We start from the raw sequence: 15,380 nt of genomic DNA on the forward strand, positions 1-15,380 counted from the left end.
CTCCCGCGAGCAGGGTCGGGCTGGGTCACTACCGTGGCGGCGGCATCAGAACAGGGCGAGCATCTTTAATTAGGTAGGAAAGTTTCCTAACTGTCAAGGGCGGCCACCTGCGCCAGGAAGGACTTCCAGCGCGCGGCGGGGAACTCCAGCACCGCCCCGTCGGGATTCTTCGAGTCCCGCACGGATGACGCCGCGACCTCGACGCAATCGGTGCCACTGCCACCACCGCTGTAGGAGCTCTTACGCCACTGGAGGGTCTCCGGGGTCATCTTGTCCTCGCAGTCGTTCGTAGCGGTCCGCCCAGCGGGCGAACTCCGACCGCGATTCTTGCGCATCCAAGGCCAACCGACCGATGTCGGCGATCGCGGACTCATGCGCGGCGACCACCTCGGGCCGCTCGGAGAGCACGCTCAACGCCTGACCTTCGATGTAGACGACCGGGTGGGCGACAGCGAAAGTCAGGTGTTTCAAGGGGTGCAGCAGGCTTTGCCGATTGCCTGCCGAGAAGGGCACCAGCCTGATGTCGACATGCCCCCAAGCGCTCCACAGCGCGAGCTGGAGCATCTGGTCGGCCATGACCTGACTGCCGCCGACCCATCCGTGCAGGGCCGACTCGTGGATGAAGAAGGTGCACTTCGGCGGAGTCGGCCGGTGGAGCAATTCCTGCCGCTCCATCCGTGTTCTGACACCCGCCTCGACCGCTGGATCGCCACTGGTCGACATCAGCGCTCGCGCGTACTCCGGGGTCTGGAGCATTCCGGGGACTACATTCCGCTCGAAGCTCGTGATCGCCGTGGCCTTGGACTCGCTGGAGGCCAGTGCGCGGAGGCCGTCGGGCACGCCGTCGAGGTGGGGGCGGATGAGGTAGCCCGTGTCACCTTCGTGGGCGATGTTCAGGATGCGGTCCACCGCTGCCTGGTCGCCTTGGCAGTAGCCGACCAGTCTGATCAGGTCCACCACGTCGCCGCCGCGGCGGCCGTGTTCCAGTTTCGACAGCTTGCCCGGCGACCAGCCGAGGCCTTCGGCGAGCTTGGTCAGGCTGAGCCCGCTGCGCTCCCGGACCTCGCGCACCTCGTCACCGAGCTCACGGGTGTGCGCGGTCGACGGTTGAAAGTCTCCAAGTGCTTCCACGAATTCGACGATATTGCCGCTGACCTGGGAGTTCGACTCGGAGAGGGCATATCCACTCCAAAGGATCACCTGTGGGCACACCGGTCCCGAGGGGATCGAGCCTCGCAATCCGTACGTACGGATTGGATATCGGGGGCCGGTACTGGGATCATCCGTGGATGCCACGGGTCAGCCAGGACCATCTCGACGCCCGCCGCCGTCAGATCCTCGACGGAGCGCGCACCTGTTTCGCCCGCTACGGCTACGAGGGCGCGACGGTGCGCCGCCTGGAGGAGGCCACCGGGCTGTCGCGCGGTGCCATCTTCCACCATTTCCGGGACAAGGAGTCGCTGTTCCTCGCATTGGCGGAGGACGACGCGCTGCGGATGGCCGACGTGGTGGCCGAGCAGGGGCTCGTGCAGGTGATGCGGAACCTGCTGCTGGTGCAGGAACCGTCCACCGAGGACCACCCTGCCGACTGGCTGGGGACCCGTCTGGAGGTGTCGCGGCGGCTCCGCACCGATCCGGAGTTCCGCGCGCGCTGGGCGGAGCGCTCGTCGCAGCTGACCAAGGCGACCCGCGAACGGCTGCTGCGCCAGCGCGAGGCGGGCAACCTGCGCGACGACGTGGACGTGGACGTGCTCACCAGCTTCCTGGAACTGGTCCTGGAGGGGCTGGTGTCGCACCTGGCCATGGGTCTGCCCGCGGACGACCTCGGTCCCGTGCTCGACGTCGTCGAGGAGACCGTCCGCAGGCGACGCCGCACGTCGTGAGTCCCCCTAGAGTTCTTCGGCGAGCACGGCTTTGACCTTCGTGATGGCCGCGACCTCGGGCCGCGACACGTCACCGTCGGCGTTCGCGGCGGCGTCGCACACCGAGACGACCGCGTCGGGGAAGGCCCGCGCGACCCGCGGCGCCTTCGCCTTGAGGATGGCGACGGACTCCCGCAGCGCGTCGAGCACCACTTCCTCGACCTGCGCGGCGGAGCCCCGCGGCAGCTTCGGGAACACCGTCCCCAACGCCTCCTGCAACTCCGGCGACAGGTTCTTGATGGCCGTGGCGGTCGCGGAGCCCTCCACCTCCATGGATCCCGGATCGGCTTTGGACACGAGGAGGCCCGCACCGTAGATCGCGGTGCGGAGCGTCTGGCGTTCCTCGTCGGTGTACTCAGTCATGTGATCACCGTAAAACCCCCGCCACGCGAAGTCATCGATCAGGTGCGGTACGTACTCGAAATGGCTAAGCCCGACGACCGTTCGTGCATAGGGTTCCGTTCATGGGTCTGCGCACCTACCTCGTGTCGGCGACCCTGACCCGTCTGGCCGACGAGATGGTCGGGCTGGCGCTGGTGCTCTTCGTGTTGCTGCGCACCGACAGCCGCGCGCTGGCGGGAGCGACCGTCGCGGCTTACACCGTGCCGTCGATCGTGTCCGGTCCGCTGCTCGGCGCGTGGCTGGACCGGACCCGGCGGCCGCTGGTCGCGCTGGTCGGCAACCAGCTGCTGCTGGCCGCGTCCGCCGCGGGCCTGCTGGTCCTGGTGGGACACCCGGTCGCGATGCTGGCGCTGGCGTTCCTCGCCGGGACCACGCTGCCGATGAGCAGCGGCGGCTTCACCAGCCTCCTGCCGCGACTGGCCGTCGACCTGCCGCGCGCGACCTCCGCCGACGCGCTGGTGTACCTGTCCACCGCCCTCGCCGGGCCCGTCGTCGTGGGCGGGCTGACCGGGCTGTTCGGGGTGGACAGCACGATGGTCGCGATCGGCGCGCTGGCGTTGGCGGGCGCGCTGTGCACGCTCCGGCTGCGGATTCCACCGCACGCCGCTGCCGTGCACGGGTCGTTGCTGCACGCGATGCGCGACGGCGTCCGGCACCTCGTGACCACTCCACCGCTGCGCGGCGCGACCCTGGCCACGACGCTCGGGTACGGCTCGGTGGGACTGCTGGCGACGGCGCTGCCGGTGCGCGTCGCGGAACTCGGCCACTCCGAGAGCGCGGCCGGGTTCGTGTGGGCCGCGGTCGAGGTGGGCAGTGTCGTGAGCCTGCTGGTGCTGCGCCGCCACCTGCACCGGTGGCGGCCGGAGCGGGTGCTGTACACGTCGATCGCCGCGTACGGCCTGGTGCTGGCCACGTGGCCGTTCGCGTCGGGGCTCGTGGCGCTGGTGGGACTGGCTGTGCTGGCGGGCGTCGCCCAGGGGCCGACGCTGACGTCGTTGATCACCGCCCGGCAGCGGTACACGCCCGCCGGGCTGCTTGGACAGGTGTCGACGACCGGGCCGAGCTTGAAGATCGGCGCGTTCGCGATCGGGGCGGCGGTCGGCGGCACCCTGCACGACACCCGCGCGGCGATCGTGGCGGTGGCGGCGACGCAACTGGTGGCGGCCGGTCTGGGGGTGCTGGTCAGCGTGCCGGGACCGAACGCATGACTTCGCACCGGCGGACCGGGCCGACATCCACGAACCCCGGCCCGTGGACGCCGCCCGAGAACTGGTCCCGGAAGACGCCCCCATCCTCGACGCGTTCCCGAGCTTCCTGTTCTTCGTGCTGGAGAACGGACGCTAGTGCAGTGCGTGGCGGGCCCAGTGGGAGTCGGGGCGGACGACGCGGATGTGGCCCATGGTGGAGTTGCCGGTGACGGTGATGATCGGGCCGCCCAGGGCTGTCGGTGCGCCCGGTAGGGATCGTTTGCCGAGTTTGGCGGTGCCGCCGTTCAGGACCACGGCGGCGGCGGAGATCAGCACTGTGACCTTGCCGCAGAAGGAGGAGGCTTCCAGGTCGAACCGTTCGCCCGACGGTAGGCCGGTCAGGTCCAGGACGACGGCGCCGAACTTGGCCTCGGCTTCGATGCGGCGGCTGACCGGAGCGCTGTGGACCTTGCTGGCGAAGGCGTGGATCCGTTGTGGTGCAACGGGTGCCGGGAGGTCGGTAAGACCTAGATCGTCGAGCAGGGATGCGAGGTCGCCGCGCAGTTGGGCGCTGTAGACGGCCTGGACGCGTTCGAAGTGCTCGTCCCACGTCAGTCGTCCGTCGGCGGCTGCCTGGTTCAGCACCGCGACGGTCTGCTCCCGCTCCTGGTCGGACACCCGGAGCACTGGCTGGGTCACCACGATCACCTCTTGTTCGGTAATTATCTTAGTTGGGAAGATTCTTGCTCTAATGAGTCAATCCGTCAAGGCACGCGACCGGTCGCGTACGGAACGTGACGAAACCGTGCTTGGCCAACGGGTCGGGAGCGCGGAGGATCCGACGCATGGCTCCTGCGCGCCCTGCCCACGTCCACCGGGTGCGGGTGCGCCCGGCCGACTGCGATCACCGGGGCGTCGTGCACAGCTCCCGGTTCCCCCTGTTCTTCGAGGCGGCGACGGTCGAGACCCTGCGGTCGCTGCTGGGCTCCTACAAGGAACTGGAGCGCAACGGGATCGAGTTCGTCGTCGAGGAGTCGTCGTTGCGGTTCCTCGGCTCGGCGCGGTTCGACGACCTGGTCAAGATCGGTGTGCGGGTGCGGTCGATGGGCACGACGTCGGTGACGCTCGCGTTCGAGGCGGACGTGGACGGGACGCCGATCGCGACGGGGTGGAACCGGTACGTGGCCGTCGGGACGCTGGAACTGCGCAACACCACGATTCCCGAGGGTGTGCGTCGGGTCTTCCAGGTCCGCGAGCCCGCGCGCCGGGGGACTTGAACCGGCCGCGCGCGCACGGCACCGTTGGGACATGCCGTCGTCGTTGAAGAACACCGTGCTGCTCGCACTCGGGCGGACGGTGGTGGCCCTGCGCAGCAGAACGGGCGATCCCGGTGCCCGACTGTTCCACAAGCCCGCGCTGGAGGACCCGTACCCGCACTACGAATCGGTGCGCGCCAAGGGAACCCTGGTGCCCAGCAAGCTCGGACTGCTGCTCACCGCCGACCACGCGATCACCTCCGACGTGCTGCGCGACCCGCGCTGGGGTGTGCTGGCGCCGTCGGAGATGGCACTGGTCGACGAGACCGCCCACGCCCCGGACGGCCGGGTGCTGGTGAACCCGCTGGAGCGGTCGTTCCTGCTGCGCGACCCGCCTGACCACACCAGGCTGCGCCGGTACGTCGGCGGCTGGTTCACGCCGCGCGCGTTGCGGCGGCAGATGCCCGCGATCGAGGCGGTCGTCGAGCGGCACCTCGACATCGCCGAGGAGAAGGGGACGTTCGACCTCGTCGACGACTTCGCCAAGAGGGTGCCGGTCCAGGTGATCGCGGACCTGCTGGGTGTGCCCGCGAGCGACCACGACAGCTTCATCCGGTGGGGCAGCGCGCTGGTGAACTCGATCGACGGCGTGCGGAACACCGCGGAGCTGGAGCTGCTCCAGGACACGCTGGCGGAGTTCGACGCGTTCCTGATGGACCTGGTCGAGCGCCGCAGGCGCGAGCCGGGCACGGACATCGTCAGCGACTTGGTCGCGCACGACGACCTGGCGCTGGAGGACCTGATCGCGACCACCGAACTGCTGCTGGTGGCCGGGTTCGAGACGACGGTGAACCTCATCGGCACCGCGGCGAACACCGTGATGGGCCACCCCGAGGTGCGCGGGCGGCTGATCGCCGAACACGACTACGCGGAACGCGTGGTGGAGGAGGCGCTGCGCTGGGACCCGCCCGTGCAGTACGTCGTGCGCGTGCCGCTGGAGCCCTTGGAGTTGGCCGGGCGGCGGCTCGCGAAGGGGACGCCGGTGCTGATGCTGCTGGCCGGGGCCAACCGGGACCCCGGCGTGTTCGCCGACCCGCACCGGTTCGACCCGGACCGCGCCGACGTCCGCGAGCACCTGGCGTTCTCGTCGGGCATCCACTACTGCCTCGGCGCGAACCTGGCCCGGATGGAGGCCACCGCGGCGGTGCGCGCGCTGTTCCGGCGATTCCCGGAACTGCGCGCGGCGGGGCCGGTCAGCAGGCGGTCGTCGCCCACGATCCGGGGCGCTCTCCACCTTCCGGTGAACACGGGAGTGACAAAGCGATCACTCGCCGTTGATAAACGATAACGTCACCCACTCGTTTGGGCATTTAATACTCGCGCTCGCAGAAATTAGGGCATTCTGGATTCAAGCGGATGACCCGCCGCACCGCCGCCGCGGCGGGCCACCGCGCCTTACCTCCCGACGAACCGGTCGGAGCTAGTCGGATCTAGTCGACACCCCGCATCAACGTCCTGATCCTGGACGAGAGCGCCAGCAGGAGTACGCCGAGTCCGATGGCGATAGCGCCGAGCACGCCGAAGTACAGAACGGCCGAGTCGTCGCTGTAGAGCTTCACGACCTGCGCTCCGATGCCCTGACCAGCGGCGCTGGCCAGGAAGAACAGTCCCATCGTCTGCGCGGCGAACGCGCGCGGCGCCAGTTTGGTGGTCACCGAAAGGCCGACCGGGGAAAGCAGCAGCTCGCCGCAGGTCATCACGAAGAACACCAGCACCAACCAAAGCGGCGACACCTTGTCGTCGGGTCCGCCGGACTGGCTCGCCGCCATCGCGACGAGGAACGAGAGTCCGACGAACAGCAGGCCGCCGCTGAACTTGCGCGGCGTAGCGGGTTGGCGGGTGCCGAGCTTCGTCCACAGCAATGCGAACACCGGCGCGAGCACGATGATCATCACCGGGTTGATGGACTGGAAGAACGACGGCGGGAACTCGACGCCGAAGATGCTGTTGCGCACGCTCGTGTCGGCGAAGGCCGCGATCACCGTGGACGTCTGCTCGAAGAGCATCCAGAAGATCACCGCGGCGACGAACAGCGGGATGTAGGCGACGAGCCTGGTGCGCTCGACCGGCGTGGTCTTGTCGCTGCGCATCATGACCGTGAAGTAGATGATCGGCAGCACGACGGACACCACGCTGAGCAGGTTGACCACGCCCTCGCCGGACAGCACGCCGAGCACGATCAGCAGCACCAGGACGACGACCACGGCGGCGGCGATGCCCGCGATGCGGCCGATGATCCGGCCGCGGTGCTCGTCGGGCAGCGGGTTGGCGGGCCGGTCGCTCGCCTCGCCGAGGTTCTTGCGGCCGAACTGGTACTGCACGAGCCCGAGCGCCATGCCGACGGCGGCGGCGCCGAAGCCGAGGTGCCAGTTGACCTCCTGGCCGAGGAAACCGCAGATGAGCGGTGCGATGAACCCGCCGAGGTTCACGCCCATGTAGAAGATCGAGAAACCCGCGTCGCGCCTCTGGTCGTGCTCCTCGTAGAGCCCGCCGACGATGTTCGACACGTTCGGCTTCAGCAGCCCGGTGCCCAGCACGATGAGGATCAGGCCCAGGTACACACCCGTGAGCCCGATCGGCAGCGCCAGCGCGATGTGCCCCAGCATGATCAGGACACCGCCGTAGAGCACGGCCCGCTGGCTGCCGAACACCCGGTCGGCGAGCCAGCCGCCGCCCACACCGGCCATGTAGACCGAGGAACCGTAGATCGCGACGAGGGACAGCGCGGCGCTCTTGTCGACGCCCAGGCCGCCTTCGGAGACCGAGTAGTACAAGTAGTAGGCGAGGATCGCCTTCATGCCGTAGTAGGAGAACCGCTCCCACAGTTCCGTGAAGAAGAGCGTGCTCAAGCCCTTCGGATGTCCGAAGAACCCCCGCTGCGGAACCTCGGTGGCGCTTGTGGCGCTCAAAGCTCAACCCCCTCGCGTCGTGTCGGCACATCGGCGTGCCGACCACGCAGATTAGGCCGTACGGGTGTACCGGCCGAATGTGGGCGTCCACCATGTGGCCCAGCCCACTTCTTCGAGGTGCGTACCCCGAAATCCTTTGGTCCACTCGTGGGGTGGAACTGATCGAGGCGCACGGACTGGGCATCAGGGAGTTCGACCGACGGGTGCGGCGGGTGCGACCGGAGCAGTGGTCGCTCGGCACGCCGTGCGAGAAGTGGTCGGTCAGAGACCTGGTGGGCCACATCGTGCAGGAACAGCTCTGGGCACCCGAACTGCTGGCGGGCTGCACGCCCGAACAGGTGGGCGACCGCTTCGACGGCGACACCCTCGGCGCCGACCCGCTGCACTCGTGGGTGCTGGCCGCGGCCGCCGCGCGCGAAGCGTGGATCACGCCGAAGGCGTTGCTGCGCCCCGTGCACCTGAGCTACGGCAAGACCACCGCCGTGGAGTACGGGTGGCAGATGACCGCGGACCTCGCCGTGCACTCGTGGGACCTGGCACGGGCGATCGGCGCCGACGAGCGGATCGATCCCGACTTGGCGCAGGCCGTCCTGGAGCACCTGGAGCCGCACGCCGACGAGTGGCGCTCGGCGGGGGTGTTCGGACCTGCGGTACCGGTTCCGGCGGACGCCGACGCGCAAGCGCGGCTGCTCGGTTCGACAGGTAGAACGCCCTAATCGGACATAGACCCCGGTTTCGCCCCGCACCCTTGACCGTCTTCCGCCGTCGGGTCCATAGTCAGCAAGCCGCCGCATTAGAAAGGAAAGTTTCCTATCGAAAGAGGTGGCTATGCGTAGGCCCTCCCGCTTCGGCGCCGGTCTGCTCGTGCTCGGCGCGATCATCGCGTCGACCCTGACGTCCACCGGCGCGCAAGCCGACGTGCGCGCCGCCGCCGCTCAGGACGTGTCGGCCCAGGCGGGCCCGACCGCCGCGGCGCTGCTCGCGAAGCTGACGTCGTGCTCGCAGATCTCGACCGGCAAGTACCGCTCCGACGAGGAGACGTCGGCGAACATCCCGGTCTGCGGCAAGACCGGTGCCGTTTGGTACAAGGCCGACCTCGACGTCGACTGCGACGGCAAGGTGACGGCGAAGTGCAACGAGGACACCGACCCCTGGTTCCAGGACGACACGGCGTTCCACGACTCCAAGGGCGCGCCGCTCCAGGCGGACAAGCTCCCCTACGTCGTCGTGCCCAGCCCCAGCGGCACGTGGGACTACCGGAAGTTCGGCATCTCCGGCGGCGGCATCGTCGCGGTGATCTACAACAACAAGGTCGAGTACGCGGTCGTCGGCGACACCGGGCCGACCGCGATCATCGGTGAGGCGTCCTACGCCACCGCCGTGGACCTCGGCATCAACCCGGACCCCGAGAACGGGGGCAGCGACGGTCCGGTGCACTACATCTACTTCAAGAACTCCAAGGTCTCGCCCATCGAGGACCACGCGAAGGCCACGTCCCAGGGCGCCGCGCTGGCGCAGACGTTCATCGACCAGAACTAGCGCCCACCGCTTCCAGGTCGGGTCATGGGTCTGCCCATCGGGAGCGCGCCCATGACCCCTACCTGGAACGGGCGGGGCTCCCGAACCATGCCTCGGATCCGCGTTCCGCCCCCTTCGGCCCCTCCCCTTGTGGCCGAGGGGGCGGAACGCGTCGTGCGGCTGTCGTCTTGCCCCTGACAACCCCCCGGTCTGCCGCACACCACTGTTCTAGCCGCTCGGCGTTGTCCGGTGTCGGTGGGGCGAAGCCTGACAACCATGTCCGGACAACGCGGGTGGGGACCACGATCGGTTCAGGGACCGTTCACGCCCGGTCGCCAGCTTTCGGGGTGGCCGCTTTCGGTGAGCAGCAGTTGCCAGTCCGCGAATCCGGCCGGTGCGGTCGGCTGCCACGGCCAGTCGCCCCGCGGGGTCGGCACGACGATCTGCACCGCCGGGAAGTCGCCCTTGTAGTACAGCAGGAAGGCGCTGCCGAAGAACTCCGGGTAGAAGCCCTTGAACACGCGCTCGAAGGTGATCGGGACGCCTTGGAAGAAGTCGTGGTAGAGCTGGCCCGGTAGGAACCGCTCCCCCTCGCGGGCGCGCTTCGCGTAGGCGTTCAGCAGCACGGTCGCGGCATCGCCCGGAAGCCCCACGACGACGGCCTCGGCTACTCCGAAGCGGCGCCAGTTGCCGACTGTGAACGAGTACGGCGCGCCCTCGGCGTCCTCCGGGACGCACACGACGGCGTGGCCGTGCAGGTCGGCCTGTTCCAGCAGCCAGGCGCGGAGGTCGATTTCCTCTTGGGGGTAGGGCGGGATCGTCACGGGTTCCATTCTGCCCGGTCGGTCGGTCGGGTGGCGGTGGGTGGCGGCCCCGCAAAGGCGGAAGGGACCCCCGCCGAGGCGGGAGTCCCTTCCGATGTGGCGCGTTCTAGTCGATCTCGGCCATGACCTCGTCGGAGACGTCGAAGTTCGCGAAGACGTTCTGGACGTCGTCGCAGTCCTCCAGGGCGTCGATCAGTTTGAAGATCTTGCGCGCGCCTTCGGCTTCCAGTTCCACGGTGACCGACGGGAGGAAGTTCGAGTCGGCCGAGTCGTAGTCGTAGCCGGCTTCCTGGAGTGCGGTGCGCACGCCGACCAGGTCCGTGGCCTCGGAGACGACCTCGTAGCTGTCGCCCAGGTCGTTGACCTCCTCGGCGCCCGCGTCCAGGACGGCCATGAGCACGTCGTCCTCGGCGAGGCCCGCTTTGGGCAGGATGACGACGCCCTTGCGGCTGAACATGTACGAGACCGAGCCGGGGTCCGCCATCGAGCCGCCGTTGCGGGTCATCGCGGTGCGCACCTCGCCCGCCGCGCGGTTGCGGTTGTCGGTGAGGCATTCGATCAGCACGGCCACGCCGTTCGGGCCGTAGCCCTCGTACATGATCGTCTGCCAGTCGGCGCCGCCCGCCTCCTCGCCACCGCCGCGCTTGCGGGCGCGTTCGATGTTGTCGACCGGCACCGAGTTCTTGCGCGCCTTCTGGACCGCGTCGAACAGCGTGGGGTTGCCCTCGAGGTCACTACCACCGGTGCGAGCGGCCACCTCGATGTTCTTGATCAGCTTCGCGAAGAGCTTGCCCCGCTTGGCGTCGATCGCGGCCTTCTTGTGCTTGGTGGTAGCCCACTTGGAGTGGCCGCTCATCTTTCCTCCGTCACATGCGACAAAACACGCTCAGCCCGCTGAGCGAACGATTTCCACGAAAAGGCGGTGCACCCGCCCGTCGCCGGTGAGTTCCGGGTGGAACGCGGTGGCGAGCACGTGACCCTGCCGAACCGCGACGATCCTACCGGCGGCCTCGCCCGCCGTCGGGGATTCCGGTACCCGTGCGAGCACGTCGACGCCGCCACCGGCGGATTCGACCCACGGGGCGCGGATGAAGACGGCGTGCACCGGGCCGCCCTCGACGCCGTCGAAGTCCAGGTCCTCCTCGAACGAGTCGACCTGGCGGCCGAACGCGTTGCGCCGCACCACGATGTCCAGCCCGCCGAGCTGGTGCTGGTCGGGGCGGGCGTCGATGGCCTTGTCCGCGAGCAGGATCATCCCCGCGCACGACCCGTAGGCGGGCAGGCCGTCGGCCAGCCGGGCGCGCAGCGGTTCGAGCAGTTCGAACGTGTGCAGCAGCCTGCTGATCGTGGTCGACTCGCCGCCGGGGAGCACGAGGCCGTCGACCTCGGCCAGTTCCTCCGGGCGGCGCACCGGGCGGGCGACGACGTCGCACTCGGCGAGAGCGATGAGGTGCTCGCGCACATCGCCCTGGAGGGCGAGCACACCGACGACGGGCTGGGCTGGCGACACGGCTGCGTTTTCCCCGGTCTGGTCGTGGACTTCGGTCGCACCACCCTAGTACGACGCGTGATCACGGCTGGTGAAGGGCCGTGGTAGCGGCGGAAGTGCTGCCGCGGTGTCCGTCCGGCGGTCGTGTTCCGCCGCCTGCGCGGGGAGGTCGGCGTGGCCGAGGCCGCTCCAGTCGCGCGAAAGGGCCCGGTCGAGGTCTTCCCAGATGTCCTCGACGTCCTCCAGGCCGACGCTGAGCCGCAGCAGGTTCTCCGGGACCCCGCACGCGTTGCGGTCCGCGCTGGGCACCAGCCGGTGGGTGAGCCCGGCGGGGTGCTCGATCAGCGTGTCGACCGAGCCGAGGCTCACCGCGGGGGTGATCAGGGCCAGTCCGCGCACCACGTCCACCGGGTTCTCGCGGGTCGTGAAGGCGAGCACCGCGCCGGGCCCGCGCAGCTGCCTGCCGAGCAGGCCCGCCGGGTCGGCGCCGGGCAGGCTCGGGTGGCGGACCGTCCCGACGGCCGGGTGCCCGACCAGCCTGCGGGCCAGTTCGACGGCGCTGCGCTGCGAGGCCTCGACGCGCAGCGGCAGCGTGGCCAGGCCGCGGTGCATGAGGTAGCCGCCCAGCGGGTGCAGGACCGCGCCCGTGACGATCCGCACCTGGCGCAGGGCGCCCGCCCGTTCCGCGTCGCAGGCCACCACGCCGCCCAGCACGTCGCCGTGGCCGCCGAGGTACTTGGTGCCGGAGTGCAGGACGTAGGCGGCGCCGTGGGCGGCCGGGTTCTGGAGCACCGGCGTGGCGAAGGTGTTGTCGACCATGACGGGCACCGTCCCGGCCTGCGCGACGACGGCGGCGATGTCGGCCAGGTCGAGGTTCGGGTTGGCGGGCGTCTCCAGCACGATCAGCCCGGTGTCCGGCGTGATGGCGTCGGCCACCCGGTCGGCGGTGGCGTAGGTCGTGCGGATGCCCAGCAGACCCGAGGACAGCAGGTGGTCGGTGCCGCCGTAGAGCGGGCGCACGGCCACCACGTGCGACTTGCCGTTGAGGACGGTCGCGGCCTGGACGACGGCGGTCACCGCGGCCATGCCGCTGCCGAACGCGACCGCCTGCTCCGTGCCCTCCAACTGCGCCAGCGCCCGTTCGAACCGCGCCACGGTCGGGTTGTGCAGCCGGGCGTACACCGGCGACGCCGCCTCCGCCGCCCCGTCCGCGAAGCTCTGCAACGCCTCACCGCCCGCGGCCTGGTCCGGGATCGGGTAGGTCGTCGACAGGTCGATCGGCACCGCGTGCACCCCCAGCGCCACGAGGTCCTCGCGTCCACCGTGCACGGCAGTCGTCCGCATACCCGCCATCTCCGACCTCCTGTGAATCGTTCGGTTCGACAGCTCGATCGTGGCAAGATTTGCGGTTGACCAGGGACGATTCCGCAGGAGCTTCGGCATGTGGAGGAGATGACCGTGATGGATTCGGTGGACGCCGCGATCGTGCACGAGTTGCAGAAGGACGCGCGGCTGGCGAACAAGGACCTGGCCGACCGCGTGAACGTCGCCGCGTCCACCTGCGTGGTCCGCCACCGCGCGCTGCGGGACCGCGGGGTGATCACCGGCTACCACGCGGCGATCGACCTCGCCGCCGTCGGCAGGCCCGTGCAGGCGATCATCGCGGTCCGGATCCGCCCGCACACCCGCGCCATCGTCGGGCCGTTCATGGAGTACGCGCTGTCGCTGTCGGAGACGCTCGCGGTGTCGCACGTGACCGGGCCGGACGACTTCCTGGTGCACGTGGCGGTGGCCGACACGGCGCACCTGCAACGGTTGGTGCTGGACGGGTTCACCACGCGGCGGGAGGTCACCGAGGTGCACACCAACCTGCTGTTCGAGCACGTCCGGAAGCACACGGTGCCGACGGTGTAAGCGGCGGCGCGGCGTGCGCTGTGTTAGAGAAGTGCATGCCGACCGACGTTCTCCGCGACCTCCTCGACGGCCGGTGGGCCGATCTCCGACGGACCTCCCGCGACCTCCTGGCCACCGTGGAACCAGCACCGCCGGGTGACCTCCAGTCCCAGCGCGCCCGCACGTTCGAGCAGCTCCGGCTGCTCGCCGACGGCGGCCATCCCCTGACCGGGTTCCCGAAGGCCTACGGCGGGGCGGACGACGTCGGCGGGTCGGTGGTGGCGTTCGAGGTGCTGGGGTTCGGGGACCTGTCGCTGATGATCAAGGCCGGCGTGCAGTGGGGGCTGTTCGGCGGGGCCGTGCAGGCACTCGGGACGCAGGAGCACCACGACCGGTACCTGCCGGGGATCATGAGCCTGGCGATCCCCGGCTGCTTCGCGATGACGGAGACCGGTCACGGTTCCGACGTGCAGCACCTGCGGACCACCGCGACCTACGACGACGACGCGCAGGAGTTCGTCGTCAACACGCCGGACCGGAACGCGCGCAAGGACTACATCGGCAACGCGGCTCGCGACGGCCGGGTGGCGGTCGTGTTCGCGCAGCTGATCAGCGGCGGTGAGGAGCACGGCGTGCACGCACTGGTGGTGCCGCTGCGGGACGAGCACGGGCAGGCGCTGCCGGGGGTGTCCATCGAGGACTGCGGGCCCAAGGCGGGGCTGAACGGCGTGGACAACGGGCGGATCTCGTTCGACCACGTGCGCGTGCCGCGGACCGAGCTGCTCAACCGGTACGGGGACGTAGCGCCCGACGGCACGTACAGCAGTCCGGTCGACGGCGCCGGGCGGCGGTTCTTCACGATGCTGGGCACGCTGGTGCGCGGCCGGATCAGCGTGGCGGGCGGGGCGGGCAGCGCGACGAAGAAGGCGCTGGCCCTGGCGATCCGCTACGGCGAGACCCGCAGGCAGTTCACCCGGCCGGACGGCGAGGAGGTCGTGGTGCTCGACTACCTCGCGCACCAGCGGCAGCTGCTGCCCGCGTTGGCGAAGACCTACGCGCTGCACTTCGCGCAAGAGGAGTTGGTGTCGGCGCTGCACGACGTCGAGGACGACCGCGGCAAGCGCGAGGTCGAGTCGCGGGCGGCGGGCATCAAGGCGATCGCGACCTGGCACGCGACGGAGACGATCCAGAGGTGCCGCGAGGCGTGCGGCGGGGCCGGGTACCTGGCGGAGAACCTGCTGCCGCAGCTGAAGGCCGACACGGACGTGTTCACCACGTTCGAGGGCGACAACACGGTGCTGCTGCAACTGGTGGCGAAGGGGCTGCTGACGAGCTACCGCGACCACGTCGGGGATCTGGACACCCTGGGGATGGCGCGGTTCGCGGCCGACCAGTTCGTCGGGGTGGTGATCGAGCGGACGGCGGCGCGGGCGATCATCGCGCGGTTGGTCAGCGGCGGGGACGACGGGCTGCTGGAGCGCGGGTGGCAGCTGCGGCAGCTGGAGTTCCGGGAGACCCACGTGCTGGAAGGGCTCGCCCGGCGGTTGAAGCGGGCCACCTCCGACGACCAGGACGCGTTCGAGGTGTTCAACAACGCGCAGGACCACGTGCTGCTCGCGGCTCGGGCGCACATCGACCGGGTGGTGCTGGAGGCGTTCGTCGCCGCCGTCGACCGGTGCCCGGACGCGGAGACCACCGCGCTGCTGGACAAGGTGTGCGACCTGTACGCGCTGTCGGTGATCGAGGGCGACCGGGCCTGGTTCCTGGAGCACGACCGGTTGACGCCCGCGCGGTCGAAGGCGGTCACGCAGGCGGTCAACGAGCTGTGCCGCCAACTGCGGCCGCACGCCCGTGAGCTGGTCGACGCGTTCGCGATCCCGGAGTCCTTGCTGGAGGCGCCGATCACCGCGGGCTAGACGC

Annotated in this window: 17 protein-coding genes; 8 read left to right on the top strand and 9 right to left on the bottom strand. The window is 69.7% G+C overall.

Features of this window, described 5'->3' with window-relative positions:
- Window positions 1-86: 86 nt before the first annotated feature.
- Window positions 87-335 carry a DUF397 domain-containing protein gene (locus RM788_RS10895; RefSeq protein WP_315931485.1) on the bottom strand — a complete coding sequence of 83 codons (249 nt, stop codon included), beginning with the start codon at window positions 333-335 and terminating at the stop codon, window positions 87-89.
- Window positions 241-1,131, bottom strand: a complete 891-nt coding sequence (locus tag RM788_RS10900; RefSeq protein ID WP_315931486.1) for a helix-turn-helix domain-containing protein — start codon at window positions 1,129-1,131, stop codon at window positions 241-243. Before RM788_RS10900 ends, RM788_RS10895 begins: the two co-directional genes overlap by 95 nt.
- Before the next feature lie 158 nt (window positions 1,132-1,289).
- Here RM788_RS10900 and RM788_RS10905 point away from each other — a divergent pair, with 158 nt between their 5' ends.
- A complete protein-coding gene (locus RM788_RS10905) occupies window positions 1,290-1,883 on the top strand; it encodes a TetR/AcrR family transcriptional regulator (RefSeq protein WP_315931487.1) in 594 nt (197 codons plus the stop codon).
- A 6-nt stretch (window positions 1,884-1,889) separates the two neighbouring features.
- On the opposite strand, the gene RM788_RS10910 is transcribed toward RM788_RS10905, so the two are convergent.
- A complete protein-coding gene (locus RM788_RS10910) occupies window positions 1,890-2,285 on the bottom strand; it encodes a hypothetical protein (RefSeq protein ID WP_315931488.1) in 396 nt (131 codons plus the stop codon).
- Between the two features lie 101 nt (window positions 2,286-2,386).
- Between RM788_RS10910 and RM788_RS10915 the strand changes: the two genes are divergently transcribed.
- The gene (locus RM788_RS10915) at window positions 2,387-3,532 is read left to right on the top strand and encodes an MFS transporter (RefSeq protein ID WP_315931489.1); all 1,146 of its coding nucleotides are present in this window, start codon (window positions 2,387-2,389) and stop codon (window positions 3,530-3,532) included.
- A 132-nt stretch (window positions 3,533-3,664) separates the two neighbouring features.
- On the opposite strand, the gene RM788_RS10920 is transcribed toward RM788_RS10915, so the two are convergent.
- Complete coding sequence (locus tag RM788_RS10920; protein WP_315931490.1) at window positions 3,665-4,210, bottom strand: DUF1707 SHOCT-like domain-containing protein; 546 nt, start codon at window positions 4,208-4,210, stop codon at window positions 3,665-3,667.
- Window positions 4,211-4,356: 146 nt separating this feature from the next.
- On the opposite strand from RM788_RS10920, the gene RM788_RS10925 reads away from it, so the two are divergent.
- Both RM788_RS10925 and RM788_RS10930 read left to right on the top strand, forming a co-directional pair.
- Window positions 4,357-4,788 (top strand): acyl-CoA thioesterase, encoded by a 432-nt coding sequence (locus RM788_RS10925; protein ID WP_315931491.1) that lies wholly within the window; start codon window positions 4,357-4,359, stop codon window positions 4,786-4,788.
- Between the two features lie 31 nt (window positions 4,789-4,819).
- On the top strand, window positions 4,820-6,115 hold the full coding sequence (locus RM788_RS10930; protein ID WP_315931492.1) for a cytochrome P450: 1,296 nt from the start codon (window positions 4,820-4,822) through the stop codon (window positions 6,113-6,115).
- A 142-nt stretch (window positions 6,116-6,257) separates the two neighbouring features.
- Here the strand turns inward: RM788_RS10930 and RM788_RS10935 are convergent, their stop codons facing one another.
- Complete coding sequence (locus RM788_RS10935; RefSeq protein WP_315931493.1) at window positions 6,258-7,736, bottom strand: peptide MFS transporter; 1,479 nt, start codon at window positions 7,734-7,736, stop codon at window positions 6,258-6,260.
- Between the two features lie 152 nt (window positions 7,737-7,888).
- On the opposite strand from RM788_RS10935, the gene RM788_RS10940 reads away from it, so the two are divergent.
- Together RM788_RS10940 and RM788_RS10945 are read left to right on the top strand one after the other, a co-directional pair.
- Window positions 7,889-8,452 carry a TIGR03086 family metal-binding protein gene (locus RM788_RS10940; protein WP_315931494.1) on the top strand — a complete coding sequence of 188 codons (564 nt, stop codon included), beginning with the start codon at window positions 7,889-7,891 and terminating at the stop codon, window positions 8,450-8,452.
- Between the two features lie 112 nt (window positions 8,453-8,564).
- Window positions 8,565-9,275, top strand: a complete 711-nt coding sequence (locus RM788_RS10945) for a glycoside hydrolase family 75 protein (RefSeq protein ID WP_315931495.1) — start codon at window positions 8,565-8,567, stop codon at window positions 9,273-9,275.
- 290 nt (window positions 9,276-9,565) lie between these two features.
- Here RM788_RS10945 and RM788_RS10950 read toward each other — a convergent pair whose 3' ends face one another.
- The 4 genes from RM788_RS10950 to RM788_RS10965 all read right to left on the bottom strand — a co-directional run bounded on the left by RM788_RS10950 (window position 9,566) and on the right by RM788_RS10965 (window position 12,920).
- Complete coding sequence (locus RM788_RS10950) at window positions 9,566-10,087, bottom strand: DUF4262 domain-containing protein (protein ID WP_399343348.1); 522 nt, start codon at window positions 10,085-10,087, stop codon at window positions 9,566-9,568.
- A gap of 97 nt (window positions 10,088-10,184) precedes the next feature.
- Window positions 10,185-10,934: a YebC/PmpR family DNA-binding transcriptional regulator gene (locus RM788_RS10955; RefSeq protein ID WP_315931497.1), complete on the bottom strand. Its 750-nt coding sequence runs from the start codon at window positions 10,932-10,934 to the stop codon at window positions 10,185-10,187.
- A 30-nt stretch (window positions 10,935-10,964) separates the two neighbouring features.
- Complete coding sequence (pdxT, locus tag RM788_RS10960) at window positions 10,965-11,588, bottom strand: pyridoxal 5'-phosphate synthase glutaminase subunit PdxT (protein WP_315931498.1); 624 nt, start codon at window positions 11,586-11,588, stop codon at window positions 10,965-10,967.
- A gap of 45 nt (window positions 11,589-11,633) precedes the next feature.
- On the bottom strand, window positions 11,634-12,920 hold the full coding sequence (locus RM788_RS10965; protein ID WP_315931499.1) for a trans-sulfuration enzyme family protein: 1,287 nt from the start codon (window positions 12,918-12,920) through the stop codon (window positions 11,634-11,636).
- 99 nt (window positions 12,921-13,019) lie between these two features.
- On the opposite strand from RM788_RS10965, the gene RM788_RS10970 reads away from it, so the two are divergent.
- Both RM788_RS10970 and RM788_RS10975 read left to right on the top strand, forming a co-directional pair.
- Entirely contained in the window at window positions 13,020-13,481 is a 462-nt protein-coding gene (locus RM788_RS10970) for an Lrp/AsnC family transcriptional regulator (protein WP_315931500.1), read from the top strand.
- A 35-nt stretch (window positions 13,482-13,516) separates the two neighbouring features.
- A complete protein-coding gene (locus RM788_RS10975; RefSeq protein WP_315931501.1) occupies window positions 13,517-15,376 on the top strand; it encodes an acyl-CoA dehydrogenase family protein in 1,860 nt (619 codons plus the stop codon).
- The last annotated feature ends 4 nt before the right edge of the window (window positions 15,377-15,380 follow it).

Source organism: Umezawaea sp. Da 62-37, assembly GCF_032460545.1.
In the GTDB taxonomy this organism is placed as follows: domain Bacteria; phylum Actinomycetota; class Actinomycetes; order Mycobacteriales; family Pseudonocardiaceae; genus Umezawaea.

Coding starts and splice junctions, on each gene's coding strand:
- RM788_RS10895 (WP_315931485.1), bottom strand. CDS start 335: ATGCGCAAGAATCGCGGTCGGAGTTCGCCCGCTGGGCGGACCGCTACG.
- RM788_RS10905 (WP_315931487.1), top strand. CDS start 1,290: ATGCCACGGGTCAGCCAGGACCATCTCGACGCCCGCCGCCGTCAGATC.
- RM788_RS10910 (WP_315931488.1), bottom strand. CDS start 2,285: ATGACTGAGTACACCGACGAGGAACGCCAGACGCTCCGCACCGCGATC.
- RM788_RS10915 (WP_315931489.1), top strand. CDS start 2,387: ATGGGTCTGCGCACCTACCTCGTGTCGGCGACCCTGACCCGTCTGGCC.
- RM788_RS10925 (WP_315931491.1), top strand. CDS start 4,357: ATGGCTCCTGCGCGCCCTGCCCACGTCCACCGGGTGCGGGTGCGCCCG.
- RM788_RS10930 (WP_315931492.1), top strand. CDS start 4,820: ATGCCGTCGTCGTTGAAGAACACCGTGCTGCTCGCACTCGGGCGGACG.
- RM788_RS10945 (WP_315931495.1), top strand. CDS start 8,565: ATGCGTAGGCCCTCCCGCTTCGGCGCCGGTCTGCTCGTGCTCGGCGCG.
- RM788_RS10950 (WP_399343348.1), bottom strand. CDS start 10,087: ATGGAACCCGTGACGATCCCGCCCTACCCCCAAGAGGAAATCGACCTC.
- RM788_RS10955 (WP_315931497.1), bottom strand. CDS start 10,934: ATGAGCGGCCACTCCAAGTGGGCTACCACCAAGCACAAGAAGGCCGCG.
- RM788_RS10965 (WP_315931499.1), bottom strand. CDS start 12,920: ATGGCGGGTATGCGGACGACTGCCGTGCACGGTGGACGCGAGGACCTC.
- RM788_RS10970 (WP_315931500.1), top strand. CDS start 13,020: ATGACCGTGATGGATTCGGTGGACGCCGCGATCGTGCACGAGTTGCAG.
- RM788_RS10975 (WP_315931501.1), top strand. CDS start 13,517: ATGCCGACCGACGTTCTCCGCGACCTCCTCGACGGCCGGTGGGCCGAT.